A 14,216-nucleotide genomic window follows, 5' to 3' on the forward strand; every position below is an offset into this window, starting at 1 on the left:
GGGGACCAGGTGCGGATGGCGGGCGTGGCAGGAGTTGGGACGCGCGTTGCGTAAGGTCGCCGACATCGCGAGGGCAGCCGGCTTGCTGGTGCTGCTGACGGCCGCCGCGCCCCTGGCGACGGCGCTGCCGGCGGCTGCGCAGACCGCCCGGAAGGACCCGCTCAAGGCCGGCGTCCAGGGCAAGCCCGGCGACAAGCTGCTCGTCGAGGCGGACGAGCTGATCTACGACAACGACAAGAACACGGTCACGGCCAAGGGCAACGCCGAGTTGCACTACGGTCCGCGCACGCTGCAGGCCGACCGGGTCCGCTACGACCGCGGGACCAGCCGCGTCTTCGCCGAAGGCAACGTGCGCCTCACCGACCAGGACGGCGCCGTCGTCACCGGCGACCGCATGGAGCTGACGGACGACTTCAAGAACGGCTTCATCGACTCCCTGCGCATCCAGCAGACCGTCGAGCAGAAGGGCCAGCCGGTGCGGACCCGGTTCTCCGCGCCCCGCGCCGAGCGGATCAGCGGCGAGCAGACGAGCTTCGACTACGGCACCTACACGGCCTGCGAGCCGTGCAAGGACAACCCCGAGAAGCCGCCACTGTGGCAGGTGCGGGCCGCCAAGATCATCCACAACAACGAGACGCACACGATCTACTTCGAGGAATCGACCCTCGAGATCGCGGGCATCCCCGTGGCCTACCTGCCCTACTTCGAGGCGCCGGACCCGACGGTGAAGCGCAAGAGCGGCTTCCTGACGCCGCGCTTCATCTCGTCGACCGCGCTCGGCACCGGCGCGGCCGTGCCCTACTTCTTCAACCTCGCGCCGAACTACGACCTCACCCTGTCGCCGGCCTTCGTGAGCCGCCAGGGCGTGCTCGGCCAGGCGGAGTTCCGGCACCGTCTCGACACCGGCTTCTATAATCTGCGCGTGAGTGGCATCTTCCAGTCGACGCCCTCGGCCTTCCTGCCCGGGCCCCTCGGCGCGGGCGACCGCGACTTCCGCGGCTCGGTGGAGAGCCAGGGGCGCTTCTACATCAATGACCGCTGGCGGACGGGCTGGGACCTCGTCGGCGTCACCGACAAGTGGTTCCTCGACAACTACCGGATCCGCAACCAGAACATCACCACGGATTATTTCCGCGAGGCCGTCTCCACCGCCTACCTGATCGGGCAGTCGGACCGCTCGTGGTTCGAGATGCGCGGCTACTACTTCAAGGGCCTGTCGAGCTTCGACTGGCAGAAGGAGCAGCCGGTCGTCGCGCCGGTGATCGACTACGACAAGCGCATCAACGGGCCCGGTTTCCTCGGCGGCGAGGTCCGCTTCGAGGGTAACCTCACGAGCCTTACCCGCGAGGCCACGGACTTCCAGGGCCTGCCGCGCTCGACCGCCTACCTGTTCAGCCCGAGCGTCAACGGGGTGAACTTCCCGCTCTACGAGACCTGCCGTTCGTTCGACCGGGCGAGCTGCCTGATCCGCGGGCTGGCCGGGACGGATACCCGCGCCTCGGCGCAGGTCTCCTGGCGGCGCAGCTTCATCGACGATGCCGGGCAGGTCTGGACGCCCTTCACCTACCTGCGGGCCGACGCGTTCTTCGTGAACCCGAGCCTGTCCGGCTACCAGAACGCCCTGGTGCCGACGATCGCCAACGTCGGCGAGGGCTCGTCCGGCCGCGTCATGCCGGCGGTCGGCATCGACTACCGCTACCCCTTCGTGAGCGACTTCGGCCCCCTCGGCGTGCACACGCTGGAGCCGATCGCCCAGGTCATCGCGCGGCCCTCCGAGACCCGCATCGGCCGCCTCCCGAACGAGGACGCGCAGAGCCTTGTCTTCGACGACACGTCGCTGTTCGAGTGGGACAAGTTCTCCGGCTACGACCGCGTCGAGGGCGGCGTGCGCACCAACCTCGGGGCGCAGTACTCGGTGGTGACGCCTTCGGGCTGGTACATGAACATGCTCTTCGGCGAGTCGATCCAGCTCGCCGGCGTCAACTCGTTCCGGCGGGGCGACCTCGCCAATGTGGGCTTCGATTCCGGTCTGGAGACCCGCCGCTCGGACTTCGTCGGCCGCTTCCAGGTCTCGCCGAACCAGAACATCAGCTTCATCAGCCGGGCGCGGTTCGACCAGTCCGATTTCAAGGTCAACCGCTTCGAGGCCGGCGTGACCGCGCGGTTCTCGCCGTTCCTGCCGCTCTCGCTCTCCGCCTTCTACTCGTTCTACGAGGCTCAGCCGTTCCTGGGCTTCAGCCACCGCCGCGAGGGCATCACGGCGTCCGCCACCTACAACATCACCCCGAACTGGTTCGTCACCGGCTCGGCGCTCGTGGACCTGACCCACTACCTCGACACCCGCGACCTCTACGCCGACGCCTTCAGCGCCTACCTGCTGAACCCTACCGGCGTGGTGCCGACCTACCAGAATCCGGGCCGCTTCTACCTCTCGGGCATGAGCATCGGCGGCGGCTACCAGGACGAGTGCACCACCGTCTCGCTGAACTACATCGTCTCGCCCATCGCCACGGCGATCGGCGTGCGCGAGCGCAACCAGACCGTCCTGCTGCGCGTCGAGTTGAAGACGCTCGGCGAGGCCGACCTGCGCCAGAACGTGGGCACCGCCACCACGGCGGACGGCATCGCCTCGGTTCGCTGAGCCGTCCGCGCCTGGAATCTCCGGGACCGCGGTCTCTGCGCGAGAACCCCTTGCGCCGGCACCCGTTCACCCGGCATTGCCCGGTGCGCCGCCGCCGAACGGGACCCGCCATGCCCCCCCTCGCCCTGACCCTCGGAGACCCGTCCGGCATCGGGCCGGAACTCGCGCTGGCCGCCTGGCGCGCCAGGGCTTCGGCGCATGCGCTGCCGCCGTTCTTCCTCGTGGCCGACCCCGGCTTCATCGAGGCGACCGCCAACCGGCTCGGCCTTTCCATTCCCGTGGCCGAGGTCGACCCGGAGACCGCCGCGGAGGTGTTTCCCCGGGCGCTCCCGGTCGTGCCGCTTCCGAGCGGGACAACTGTCGTTGCCGAGCCGGGCGCGCCCGATCCGGCGAACGCGGCCGCGATCATCGAGTCGATCACGGCCGCCGTGAGGTGGGTGCAGGCGGGACGGGCCTCGGCCGTCGTCACGAACCCCATCGCCAAGCACGTCCTGACCCGCGCGGGCTTCGCGCATCCGGGCCACACGGAATTCCTGGCCGAGCTCTCGCGGGAGCCCGGCGCCGAAGCGCCGCTGCCCGTCATGATGATCTGGAGCGAGGAGCTTGCGGTCGTGCCGGTGACGATTCACGTCGCCCTCGCGCAGGTCCCCGGCCTCCTCACCGCGGCGCTCGTGGAGCGCACCGCCCGCATCGTCGCCCGCGACCTCGTCGCGCGGTTCGGGCTGGAGCATCCCCGCCTCGTGCTCGCGGGGCTCAACCCGCACGCGGGCGAGGACGGCACCATGGGCACGGAGGATCGCGACGTGCTCGCTCCCGCCGTTGAGCGCCTGCGCGCCGAGGGGCTCGACATCCGCGGCCCCCTCCCCGCCGACACGATGTTCCACGCGCGGGCACGCAGCACCTACGACGTCGCGCTGGCGCCGACCCACGATCAGGCGCTGATCCCGATCAAGACGATCGCGTTCGACGAGGGCGTCAACGTCACCCTCGGGCTGCCCTTCGTGCGCACCTCGCCCGATCACGGCACCGCCTTCGACATCGCCGGCAAGGCGCTCGCGCGGCCGGACAGCCTGATGGCCGCCCTGCGCCTCGCCGATCGCCTCGCCCGCACCGTCGCGGCGACGCCGGGCGGCGCGAGGCCGGAGGCGCGGACCGAGCCCGTGAGCGCCTACGCGGACCGGCCGCGGGGCGCCGGCCACTTCGATCCCACGGACGAGCTGTGAGCGCGTCGGACGGGCTGCCTCCGCTGCGGGAGGTCGTGGCGCGGCACGGGCTCGAACCCCGCAAGGCGCTCGGCCAGAACTTCCTCTACGACCTCAACCTCACGGGCCGGATCGCCCGGGTCGCCGGACCGCTCGCAGGCGTGACGGTCATCGAGATCGGCCCAGGCCCCGGCGGCCTCACGCGGGCCCTGCTGGCGGCGGGCGCCGCGCGCGTCGTCGCCATTGAGCGCGACCCCCGCGCGCTGCCGGCGCTCGCCGAGATCGCCGCGCATTATCCGGGGCGCCTCGAAGTGGTCGATGCCGACGCGCTCGCCTTCGATCCGCGCCCGCTCGTCGGCACGGGCCCGGCCCGCATCGTGGCGAACCTCCCCTACAACGTCGGCACGGCCCTCCTGACCGGCTGGCTCGACGGGGAGGCCTGGCCGCCGTGGTGGGATTCCCTGACCCTGATGTTCCAGCGGGAGGTGGCCGAACGCATCGTCGCCGACGAGGGTGCGCGGGTCGATTACGGCCGGCTCGGCGTGCTCTGCGGCTGGCGCACGCAGGCAGACATCATCTTCGACGTCGCGCCCTCGGCCTTCGTGCCACCGCCCAAGGTCACGTCGAGCGTGGTGCGCCTCGTGCCGCGGCCGGCCCCCCTGCCCTGTCGCGCGGCGGCGCTCGAGGCGGTCACCCGGGCGGCATTCGGCCAGCGCCGCAAGATGCTGCGCCAGAGCCTCAAGGCGCTGACCCCCGACGCCGCGGCGCTCCTCGCCACTGTGGGCATCCCCGAAACGGCCCGGGCCGAGGAAGTGCCGGTCGCCGGGTTCGTCGCGCTGGCCAACGCCTGGGACGCACACAGAAAGGCCGGCGCCGCGTGAGCGGCGCCGGCCCCTGATTTCGTACCCGTGCGGCGATCAGCGGGTCTGCTGGATCGCCGACAGGATCCACGGGCGGCCGCGCTCGCGGTAGAACGTCCAGAGCTCGGTGGCCTCGGGCTCGCCGGTCTCGACCACACGGTTCGTGCTGCGGTCGAAAGTCTGGTCCGTCAGCGTGTAGCGCATCGCCACCGTCGCGTACTCGGCCGCACCCTCACCCCAGGCCTCCGACAGGTCGCCCTGCTGAAGCTTGACGTTGGTCACGCGGTTGACCACGCCGCGGGCGGCGTTGGCGCGGAGCTCCTCCTCGAAGTAGCCGGCCATCTCGGGGGTCGCGAGGTTGCGCAGGCCCACCATGTCCTCATGGGAGAACGCGTCCTGCACCTCGCCGAGGAGCCGCTCGAAGGACTGGTAGTCCTGCGGGCCGATCTGAACCGGGCGCTGCTGAGGGGCCGGCTGGCCGCTCATCGGGCCACCCATCGGACCGCCCATCCCGGCGCGACCGCCCATCGGCAGGCCGTCGGGCTGGCGGCCCGTCGGCCCCTGGACCTCGTCGAGGCCCGTGCGGGCGTAGGGGGCACCCGCCCCGGCCGGCTGCTGGCGACGGCGGAAGAACCGGACCGTCAGCATGACGAGCATGACGATCAACCCGGCCTGAAGCAGGAAGCCGAGGATCGAGGCGATCCCGCCGAGGCCGCCGAAGAAGCCGCCGCCGAGGAGCGCGCCGAGAAGGCCCGCGCCGAGAAGGCCGGCGAAGAAGCCGCCGCCGAAGCGACGCCCCTGGCTGGGGGCCTGCATGCCGGGATTGTTCATGCCGGGGCCGGGCTGCGTCTGCGTGCGCTGCATCGGAGCGGCGCTCGGAGCAGTCGGAGTGGCCGAGGGCGCGTTGAAGGTCCGCGAGCCCCGCGACCCCATGCTGCCGCCGCCGCCCGGGCGAGCCTCGGCGACCGGCGCCGCGACCGTCAGCCCTGCGGCGAGGGCCAGCAGGATCGCCGTACGCCTGCGACGCGTGGTGGAGGTAAGCATCGGTTCGCCTCTGCCAGAGAACATCGTCGTGGCATGATTGCCGTCGATGATATGGTGACGCACGAGCCGCGGTTTTAGTCCGTCCTCATCCGAACTTTGCCGAACACAGCGCGGCTGACCGAAACGATGGTCAACGAATTGCCGGCGGCGTGCATCATCGGACATGCCCCTCGGTAGTTTTCCCCGGCAAAGCTTGACCATAGTGCCGCAGTGCGGGAACCAGCCGCCCTGGCGGCCGTATAGTGTGCGGATCGTCAGGCGCCGCCCACGGGCGGCCTGCAGCGCGGAGGACGGATGGCGCGCGTGAACCCGGTCCCGATGGGCGCCGTCCTCCTGGGCGTGGCGGGACTGATCCCCTTCCTGGGCTTCGCCGCCCTGGCGATCAGCGGGAGCGACGGCGGCCTCGGCAATGTCGGCCTCGCACCGCGCACGATCCTGTCCGCCTACGGAGCCGTGATCGCCTCGTTCCTGGGGGGTATCCGCTGGGGTGCGGCGGCGGCGCGGGGCGCCGGCAACGCGGACTACCTCCTCGCCATCGTGCCGTCTCTGCTCGCCTGGGCGGCGCTCGCCGCGCCCGCGCCCTGGGATCTGCGCATTCTCGGCTGCCTCGTCCTCGCCTGGGGACTCGTGGACCAGGATTTGGCGAGGCGCGGCCTCGTCCCCCGCTGGCTCGGCCGGCTACGCCTGGTGCTGTCGGGCGTCGCCGGGGCGGCCCTGCTGGTGGCGGCCTGAGCGCGCTCCAGGTCCTCAGTCCCGCGCCAGCATCGTCCGGCCTATCGCGAAGACGCGCCCGTCGCCGAGGAGGTGTGCGGTGAAGCCGTTCGGGAACAGCGGCTCGAAGGCGCGGTCGCGCACGTTGAGGCCGCCCGCATAGGCGCCGAAGGCCGGCATCACCAGCCGGCGGCCGTCGCCCACGAAGCAGCGCCGGCGCACGGCCCGCCCCCGCATCGCGACCTTGCCGCAGGGATGGAGATGGCCGGCGACCTCCCCCTCCTCGGCATCGGCCCGGGGTTCGTGGCGGAGCGTCAGGCCGCCGAGCCGCAGCGTGTTGGCGTAGCGGCCGCCGACGCCCTCGCTCACCGCCGCGTCGTGGTTGCCCGCGATCCACAACCAGTCGCGCCCGTCCTGCAGCGCCGCCACCATGGCGCGGTCGCCCGGCTCCATCCGCTCGGGGCCGCGGGCATCGTGGAACGAATCGCCGAGCGCCACGACGCAGGCCGGGTCGAACCGGGCCACGACCTCGTGCAGGCAGGCGAGGGTCTCGCGGGTGTCGTAGGGCGGCAGGAACTGACCGCTGCGGGCCGCATAGGCCGACCCCTTCTCGAGGTGCAGGTCGGAGACCACGAGCGTGCGGTGCCGGGCGAGCCAGAGGGCGCCGGTGCGGTCGAGCGTCAGGGCTTCGCCGGAGAGCATCAGGGCCGCGGCGGGGGCGGTCTTCTCAAGTCGTTGGCCGAGCGCCAAGATCGTGTCCTCGTGCGGAAGCGGGCGCTCATCCGTCACCCCAGCGCCTCTTCGAGAAGCTGCGCCTCGGCTTCGGCCAGAATCTCGTCGGCCCCCTCGCCGTAGACCCGCTCGCGCCCGATCTCGAGCATCACGGAAACGGAGAGCGGCGAGACGCGGTCGAGCGCCTTGTGGATGATTCGCCCCTGGATCCGCCTTAGCATCATGCCGAGCCGCCTCACGTCGAGGAGTCCGGTTGCCGCATCCTGGCGCGCTGCACGCAGGAGGAGGTGATCGGGCTGGTGCTTGCGCAGCACATCGTAGACGAGGTCCGTCGAGATGGTGACCTGACGCCCGGTCTTTTTCTGCCCGGGATGACGCCGCTCGATCAGCCCGGCGATGACGGCGCATTGCCGGAAGGTCCGCTTCATCATCGCCGATTCGGCGAGCCAGTCCTCGAGGTCGTCGCCCAGCATGTCCTCGGCGAAGAGCGCGTCGAGGAAGCGCGGGTGAAGGCCGATCTGATCCGAGAGGTCGCGGCCGGTCCAGATGGCGATGCCGTAATCGTTGGCCGCGAAGCCGAGGGGGCGCAGCCGGGCCCGCTCCAGGCGGCGAGTCAGGAGCATCCCGAGGGTCTGGTGGGCGAGCCGGCCCTCGAAGGGAAAGGCCGTCAGGTAGTAGCGGCCCCCGCGCGGGAAGGTCTCGACGAGGAGGTCGCGCGGGCCCGGCAGGAGGGAGCGGCTGCGCTGGAGCAGGAGATAGTCGGCGACCTGGCGCGGCAGCCGGTCCCACTCGAACGGGTCGGCGATGAGATCGCGCACCCGCGCCGCCAGGAACGTCGAGAGGGGGAACTTCGATCCGGCGTAGGAGGGGATCGCCGGATCGGTGCCGGCGCCCGCCCGGGTCACCATGGCTTCGTCCTCGATCAGGCCCTCGAAGCGCAGCACCTCGCCGGAGAACAGGAAGGTGTCCCCCACCGTCAGCGTCTCGCAGAAATCCTCCTCGATCTCGCCGAGCACCCGCCCGGTCTTGGGCAGCACCGTGCCGGGCTTCGAGCGCACGGAGCGGACGAGGCGCACCTTCACCTTGGCGGATTCGACGATGGTGCCGACGTTCATGCGATAGGCCTGCGCGACCCGCGCGTCGCGCACCCGCCAGAGGCCGTCCGGGCCGCGCAGGATCTTCGCGAAGCGCTCGTAGGCCCTGAGCGCGTAGCCGCCGGTCGCCACGTAATCGACCACGAGCTCGAAATCCTCCCAGGCGAGCCCGGCGAACGGCGCGGCCGAGGCGATCTCCTCGTAGAGGGCGAGGGGGTCGAAGGCCTCGGCGCAGGCCATGCCGAGGACGTGCTGGGCCAGCACGTCGAGGGCGCCGATGCGGGCGTCCGGCGTGTCCTGGGCGGCCTCCTCGACGGCATCCAGGGCCGCGCGGCATTCGAGCATCTCGAAGCGGTTCGCGGGCACGAGATAGGCCTTCGAGGGCTCGTCCATCCGGTGGTTCGCGCGTCCGACGCGCTGCATGATCCGGCTCGCACCCTTCGGCGCGCCGATGTTGACCACGAGATCGACGTCGCCCCAGTCGATCCCGAGGTCGAGGGTCGCGGTGCAGACGATGGCGCGGAGCTGCCCCCCCGCCATCGCGGCCTCGACGCGGCGCCGCTGCTGGGCGTCGAGGGAGCCGTGATGCAGCGCGATCGGCAGGACGTCGTCGTTGAGCCGCCACAGCTCCTGGAAGGTGTATTCCGCCTGGAGCCGCGTATTCACGAAGACCAGAACCGTTTTGTGCTGACGGATGAGATCGTAGATGGCCGGCATCGCCTGGTGGGCGGTGTGGCCGGCGAGCGGCAGCGTCCGGCCGGTGTCCAGCATGCGCAGGTCCGGCTTCGCGCCGCCGCGGACGACCACGAGGTCTGCCATGGGCGGGCTCGCCCCCTCCCCCTCCGGGGGGCGCTGCGGGACGAGGTACCGGCGCAGCTCGTCCGGCTCCCGGACGGTCGCCGAGAGGCCGATCGCGACGAGGCCCGGACTGAGGCGGTGGAGCCGCGCGAGGGCGAGTGCCAGCAGGTCGCCGCGCTTCGAGGTGACGAGGGCGTGGAGCTCGTCCAGCACCACGTGCCGGAGCTGGCCGAACAGGTCGGCGGCCTCGCGGTGGGCGATGAGGAGCGCGAGCTGTTCGGGGGTCGTCAGCAGGATGTCCGGTGGCTTGTCCACCTGCCTTGTCCGCTTGTGGGCCGGCGTGTCCCCCGTGCGTGTCTCGACGCGCACCGGTAGGTTCATCTCGGCGACTGGCGATTCCAGGTTGCGGGCGATGTCGACCGCGAGCGCCTTGAGGGGCGAGACGTAGAGCGTGTGGAGGCCGCGCCCCCGGCCCGCCGCGGGCGGGGCGCCGGCGAGCCCGACGAGGCTCGGCAGGAAGCCCGCCAGCGTCTTGCCGGCCCCCGTCGGCGCGACGAGGAGCGCGGAGCGCCCGGCGCCGGCGAGCCGCAGCAGCTCGATCTGGTGCGCGCGAGGCTCCCAGCCGCGCGACGCGAACCAGTCCCGGAAGCCCTGCGGCAGGTCGCTCAGGCGAGGGCCATCAGGAAGCGGTCGATCAGCTCCAGGGCGCGCTCGGTCATCGCGCCCGGGTAGCGGACGAAGACGTGGCAGCCGCCGGGATAGACCGCGGTGTGGCCGCCGTTGCCGGCGGCCGCCCAGCGGGCCGACATGTACAGCGTGTCGTCGAGCAGCGGGTCGGCGGTGCCGACCGTGAACAGCGCCGGCGGCAGCCCCTTCAGGTCGGCGTAGAGCGGCGAGACGTCGGGCCGGCGCCGGTCGATGCCGTCGCGGACGTAGTCGTCGGCGAAGCGGGTGAGGTCGGTGGTGTTCACGACGAGGCGCTCGTCGCCCCACATGCGCACGCTCGGCGTCAGGCCGAGGTCGTAGAAGCCGGCGTTGAGGTTGGCGCCCCGGAAGGCGCGGGGCAGGCCATGCCGGTCGCGCAGGCGCAGCAGCACCATCACGGCGAGGTGCGCGCCGACCGATTCGCCGCCGATCGTGAGGGCGGTGACGCCGAGCTCCGCCCGTCCCGGCCCGGCGAGCCAGAGGGCCGCCGCCTCGCAATCGAGGAGCGCGGCCGGATAGGGATGCTCGGGCGCGAGGCGATACTCCACCGAGAGGCAGACGAAGCCGCACGAATCGGCGATCCGCTCCAGCCAGGGGTCCTGCTCGTCGGCCGAGCCCCAGACCCAGCCGCCCCGGTGGATGTGCAGGTAGGCGCCGCGGGCGGACTGCCCGGGCCGCAGGCGCGGGCGGATGACGCGCAGGGCGAGCGGCCCGCCCGGCCCCTCGATGGTCAGCGCCTCGGCCCGCGCGCTGCGGGGCATCGCGGGCGAGGCCTGGGTGCCCCGGCGGCGGCGCGCGCGCACCTCGGCGATCGGCAGGGACCAGGGGTCCTCCTGCGCGGCGTGCGCCGCCACAATCTCGGCGTTCAGGCGCTTCGTCTCGGGATCGATCGTCGCCGGATCGAAGAGGGCGTGGTCGATCATCGCTCGTCGTCTCGTCGCTCGTGTCGTGCGGGCGCGTCGGGTATCTTGGCGTCCCGCCGCCGCATTGCCATCTGGGTACGGATCGCGAAACGCCCCAACGCCCGAGGCCGCATCCGGTTTCGCGCAACCTGTGTTGCTTGCGTCACGCTTCCGCCCCCTTCCGGGCGTTGAGGGGTCAATCCGACCGAGACCGGTCCCGAGGAATCCGCATGATCGTCGAGCACGACCCGCGCCGCCGGGACCGCTTCGAACAGGCCGCGCCGGATTACGGCGTGCACCGCGCCGGCTCGGGCCTGCGCCGCTTCATCGGCGGCTCGCCGACGGGGGTGTTCCTGCGGCTCCTGTTCCTGTCGGTGCTCGTCGGCGCCTTCATGGCGATGCTCGGCCTGACGCCGGCCCGGCTGTTCTGGCACGCCTACGACACGGTCCGGGCGCTGGTGGATCTCGGCCTCGCGACGTTCCACGAATTCGGCGGCTGGGTCCTCGCCGGCGCCGTGGTGGTGGTGCCCCTCTGGTTCCTCTCGCGGTTGTTCGCGACCACGCGGTAGGCGGCGCCCGGGGACGGTTCGATGATGCACCCGGTGCCCGTGACCCACCGGCGGGTCCTCGCGCTCGCGCTGCCGATGACGCTCGCCAACGTCACGACGCCGCTCCTCGGTTTCGTGGGCGCCGCGGTGATCGGGCGCCTGGGCGATGCCGCGCTCCTCGGGGCCGTCGCGCTGGGGGCGGTGATCTTCGACGCGCTGTTCTGGTCGTTCGGGTCGCTGCGGATGGCGACCGCCGGCCTCACCGCGCAGGCGGTGGGCGCCCGCGACCCCGCGGAGGTGAACCGCACGCTCGCCCGGGCGCTCGCGGCCGGGATCCTCACCGGCCTCGCCATCGTCGTCCTGCAGGGGCCGATCGGCTGGGCGGCCTTCGCGATCGCTGGCGCGAGCGACGCCGTCGCCGCGGCGCTGGCGACCTACTTCCACATCCGGATCTTCTCGGCGCCCTTCACCCTCGCGAACTACGCGGTGCTGGGCTCGGTGCTCGGGCGCGGCCGCACCGATCTCGGCCTGTTGCTGCAGGTCGCGATCAACTGCGCCAACATCGCGCTCACCCTGGGCCTGGTGCTCGGCCTCGACCTCGGCATCGCGGGCGCGGCCCTCGCGACGCTCGTCGCCGAGATGCTGGGCCTCGCCCTCGGCCTCGCGCTGCTGGCGCGCCTCGGCTCCCGCCCCCTGCGGGTACCCCTGGCCGAGGTGCGGGACGCGGCGGCCCTGCGGCGGATGCTGAGCGTCAACGTCGACGTCATCGTGCGCACGCTCGCCCTCGTCACGGCGATCGTGGTGTTCTCGGCGCTCGGGGCGCGCTCCGGCGACACCGTGCTGGCCGCCAACGCGGTCCTGTGGAATCTCTTCTTGATCGGCGGGTTCTTCCTCGACGGCTTCGCCACGGCCGCCGAGACGCTGTGCGGACAGGCGGTGGGCTCCGGATCGCTCGCGCGCTTCCGGCGGGCGGTCGGCCTCAGCGTGCTCTGGTGCCTCGGCTTCGGCGTCGGGGTGGGTGCCCTCGCCTTCTTGGGCGGCGGCGCCTTCATCGATGCGGTCACGACGAGCCCCGAGGTGCGGGCGACCGCGCGGCTCTACCTGCCGTTCGCGGCGGCGGCGCCGCTCGTGGCGGCCCTGCCGTTCGCCTATGACGGCGTCTACATCGGCGCCACCTGGACCCGGGCGATGCGCAACCTGATGCTCGGCGCGCTGGCCGCCTACCTGCTGGCGCTCGGCGCCGCGCAATGGGCGGGCCTCGGCAATGCGGGCCTCTGGCTCGCCTTCCTGGGCTTCCTCGCGGCCCGCGGGATCGGCCAGGCCCTCGCCTACCCGACCCTGGTGCGCCGGACCTTCGGGGCGACGCCCGCAGGCCTGCCGGCCTGAGGGCTCAGCGCGGGTTGCGCCAGCTCGTCCCCCCGGCGGGCGCCGCCGCGGGCTCCGGGGCGCGGGCGGGGGCGTCCGGCACCGAGCCCGTGACGGCGGGGCCGCGGGCGGCCGGCGCCGGAATCGCCTCGGCGCTGCGCTCCACCGGGCGGCGCTGCAGGACGGCGGCCCGGGGGCGACGCACGGCGCGGACCCGCCGGTGGCGGCGCGGGCCGGCGCGGTCCGTCGAGGCGCCGACGACGCCGCCCACGATCGCACCCGCCACCGCGCCGATCGGCCCGCCGACGAGGGCGCCCGCCACCGCGCCGGAGCCGACGCCGATCGTGGTGTTGCTGGCGGCCAGGGCCGGCGCCGGAACGGCCAGCGCGCCCGCGAGCAGCAGGCCCAGGGCCGCGCCCCTCTTCATCCCGATCATCGGCAATCCCCTCAAGGTTTCGTGCTGCCTTTGCGGGCCGATCATGACCAAAGGGGGGCGCCCTCGACTGTCGAGGACCGTATGGAGCTGCGTGAACCCGCCCGTGCAGGGGCGGAAACCCGCTTCGGGGCCGAGCGAACCTGCCTAGCGGCACGACCGGATCTCGGCTTAATGCTGCAGCGCAAAGCGGTGTCAAACGCGGGCGATTCTCCCGCATTTTGAATTCAAAGCGATGGCGTCGGCGGGCCCGTGGTCTATCGCTTGCCGCACGAACAAGCAGGGAAGCGCCCATGTCCGATCTTCGTCTCCGCCGCAGCGTCCTATACATGCCGGGTTCGAACCAGCGCGCGCTCGAGAAGGCCAAGACCCTCCCGGCGGATTGCCTGATCCTCGACCTCGAGGATGCGGTGGGCCTCGAGGAGAAGGAGGTCGCGCGCGAGCAGGTCTGCGCCGCCGTGAAGGGCGGCGGCTACGGCGACCGCGAGCTGATCATCCGCGTCAACGCACCCCAGACCCCGTGGGGCGAGGCGGACCTGCGCGCCGCCATCGAGGCGCGGCCGAACGCGATCCTGATGCCGAAGGTGTCCTCGCCGGCGGTCCTCGAGAGCATCGCCAACCACCTCGAAGCCCTCGACGCGCCGGACGACATCGCGGTCTGGGCGATGATCGAGACGCCGGCCGCGATCCTCAACATCAAGGACATCGCGCAGGCCCGCCGCGACCGCCGCACGCGCCTGACCTGCTTCGTGCTCGGCACGAACGACCTCGCCAAGGACACCTGGGCGCAGCTCGTCCCCGGCCGCGTTCCGATGCTGCCCTGGATCATGTTCACCCTCGCGGCGGCCCGCGCCGAGGGGCTGACCATCCTCGACGGCGTCTGGAACGACATCGGCGACGTGGAGGGCTGCCGGGCGGAGTGCCGCCAGGCGCGCGACCTCGGCTTCGACGGCAAGACCCTGATCCACCCGAACCAGATCGAGCCCGCGAACACCTGCTTCGCGCCGACCGACGAGGAGGTGCGCCGCGCCCGCCTCGTGATCGAGGCCTTCGACCAGCCGGAGAACGCCAGGCGCGGCGCCATCAAGATCGAGGGCCGCATGTACGAGCGCCAGCACATCAGCATGGCCAAGCGCGCGGTGACCTGGTCCGAGGCGATCAACGCCAAGACGCACTGACGG

General features: G+C 72.2%; 12 protein-coding genes. 7 read left to right on the top strand and 5 right to left on the bottom strand.

Annotated elements, in window-relative coordinates:
• Positions 1–46 precede the first annotated feature (46 nt).
• From ACLBXP_RS04635 to rsmA, 3 genes are all read left to right on the top strand, one after another.
• Positions 47–2,641: an LPS-assembly protein LptD gene (locus ACLBXP_RS04635; RefSeq protein WP_447666393.1), complete on the top strand. Its 2,595-nt coding sequence runs from the start codon at positions 47–49 to the stop codon at positions 2,639–2,641.
• A gap of 110 nt (positions 2,642–2,751) precedes the next feature.
• Positions 2,752–3,864, top strand: a complete 1,113-nt coding sequence (pdxA, locus tag ACLBXP_RS04640) for a 4-hydroxythreonine-4-phosphate dehydrogenase PdxA (protein WP_447666394.1) — start codon at positions 2,752–2,754, stop codon at positions 3,862–3,864.
• Positions 3,861–4,724: a 16S rRNA (adenine(1518)-N(6)/adenine(1519)-N(6))-dimethyltransferase RsmA gene (gene rsmA, locus ACLBXP_RS04645; RefSeq protein ID WP_447666395.1), complete on the top strand. Its 864-nt coding sequence runs from the start codon at positions 3,861–3,863 to the stop codon at positions 4,722–4,724. The genes pdxA and rsmA overlap by 4 nt, the downstream gene beginning before the upstream one ends.
• A gap of 36 nt (positions 4,725–4,760) precedes the next feature.
• Here rsmA and ACLBXP_RS04650 read toward each other — a convergent pair whose 3' ends face one another.
• The gene (locus ACLBXP_RS04650) at positions 4,761–5,747 is read right to left on the bottom strand and encodes a TIM44-like domain-containing protein (RefSeq protein ID WP_447666396.1); all 987 of its coding nucleotides are present in this window, start codon (positions 5,745–5,747) and stop codon (positions 4,761–4,763) included.
• 294 nt (positions 5,748–6,041) lie between these two features.
• On the opposite strand from ACLBXP_RS04650, the gene ACLBXP_RS04655 reads away from it, so the two are divergent.
• Positions 6,042–6,479 (top strand): DUF3429 domain-containing protein, encoded by a 438-nt coding sequence (locus tag ACLBXP_RS04655; RefSeq protein ID WP_447666397.1) that lies wholly within the window; start codon positions 6,042–6,044, stop codon positions 6,477–6,479.
• 15 nt (positions 6,480–6,494) lie between these two features.
• Here the strand turns inward: ACLBXP_RS04655 and pdeM are convergent, their stop codons facing one another.
• From pdeM to ACLBXP_RS04670, 3 genes are read right to left on the bottom strand one after another with little or no spacing between them, the layout of a single operon-like run.
• Positions 6,495–7,208 carry a ligase-associated DNA damage response endonuclease PdeM gene (pdeM, locus tag ACLBXP_RS04660; protein ID WP_447666722.1) on the bottom strand — a complete coding sequence of 238 codons (714 nt, stop codon included), beginning with the start codon at positions 7,206–7,208 and terminating at the stop codon, positions 6,495–6,497.
• A gap of 35 nt (positions 7,209–7,243) precedes the next feature.
• Complete coding sequence (locus ACLBXP_RS04665) at positions 7,244–9,751, bottom strand: ligase-associated DNA damage response DEXH box helicase (RefSeq protein ID WP_447666723.1); 2,508 nt, start codon at positions 9,749–9,751, stop codon at positions 7,244–7,246.
• Positions 9,748–10,710, bottom strand: a complete 963-nt coding sequence (locus ACLBXP_RS04670; protein WP_447666398.1) for an alpha/beta hydrolase — start codon at positions 10,708–10,710, stop codon at positions 9,748–9,750. The genes ACLBXP_RS04665 and ACLBXP_RS04670 overlap by 4 nt, the downstream gene beginning before the upstream one ends.
• 209 nt (positions 10,711–10,919) lie before the next feature.
• Between ACLBXP_RS04670 and ACLBXP_RS04675 the strand changes: the two genes are divergently transcribed.
• Positions 10,920–11,258 carry a DUF6460 domain-containing protein gene (locus tag ACLBXP_RS04675; protein WP_447666399.1) on the top strand — a complete coding sequence of 113 codons (339 nt, stop codon included), beginning with the start codon at positions 10,920–10,922 and terminating at the stop codon, positions 11,256–11,258.
• 21 nt (positions 11,259–11,279) lie between these two features.
• Positions 11,280–12,623 (top strand): MATE family efflux transporter, encoded by a 1,344-nt coding sequence (locus ACLBXP_RS04680; RefSeq protein ID WP_447666400.1) that lies wholly within the window; start codon positions 11,280–11,282, stop codon positions 12,621–12,623.
• 4 nt (positions 12,624–12,627) lie between these two features.
• Here the strand turns inward: ACLBXP_RS04680 and ACLBXP_RS04685 are convergent, their stop codons facing one another.
• Positions 12,628–13,029 carry a hypothetical protein gene (locus ACLBXP_RS04685; protein WP_447666401.1) on the bottom strand — a complete coding sequence of 134 codons (402 nt, stop codon included), beginning with the start codon at positions 13,027–13,029 and terminating at the stop codon, positions 12,628–12,630.
• A 299-nt stretch (positions 13,030–13,328) separates the two neighbouring features.
• On the opposite strand from ACLBXP_RS04685, the gene ACLBXP_RS04690 reads away from it, so the two are divergent.
• Entirely contained in the window at positions 13,329–14,213 is an 885-nt protein-coding gene (locus ACLBXP_RS04690) for an HpcH/HpaI aldolase/citrate lyase family protein (protein ID WP_447666402.1), read from the top strand.
• Positions 14,214–14,216: the final 3 nt, after the last annotated feature.

It is taken from the genome of Methylobacterium sp. A54F (assembly GCF_053346035.1).

What these genes read in the sequence shown, in the direction of transcription:
- ACLBXP_RS04685 (WP_447666401.1), bottom strand. Translation starts at nt 13,029, where the DNA reads ATGAAGAGGGGCGCGGCCCTGGGCCTGCTGCTCGCGGGCGCGCTGGCC.
- ACLBXP_RS04675 (WP_447666399.1), top strand. Translation starts at nt 10,920, where the DNA reads ATGATCGTCGAGCACGACCCGCGCCGCCGGGACCGCTTCGAACAGGCC.
- ACLBXP_RS04680 (WP_447666400.1), top strand. Translation starts at nt 11,280, where the DNA reads ATGATGCACCCGGTGCCCGTGACCCACCGGCGGGTCCTCGCGCTCGCG.
- ACLBXP_RS04690 (WP_447666402.1), top strand. Translation starts at nt 13,329, where the DNA reads ATGTCCGATCTTCGTCTCCGCCGCAGCGTCCTATACATGCCGGGTTCG.
- ACLBXP_RS04670 (WP_447666398.1), bottom strand. Translation starts at nt 10,710, where the DNA reads ATGATCGACCACGCCCTCTTCGATCCGGCGACGATCGATCCCGAGACG.
- pdxA (WP_447666394.1), top strand. Translation starts at nt 2,752, where the DNA reads ATGCCCCCCCTCGCCCTGACCCTCGGAGACCCGTCCGGCATCGGGCCG.
- ACLBXP_RS04655 (WP_447666397.1), top strand. Translation starts at nt 6,042, where the DNA reads ATGGCGCGCGTGAACCCGGTCCCGATGGGCGCCGTCCTCCTGGGCGTG.
- ACLBXP_RS04650 (WP_447666396.1), bottom strand. Translation starts at nt 5,747, where the DNA reads ATGCTTACCTCCACCACGCGTCGCAGGCGTACGGCGATCCTGCTGGCC.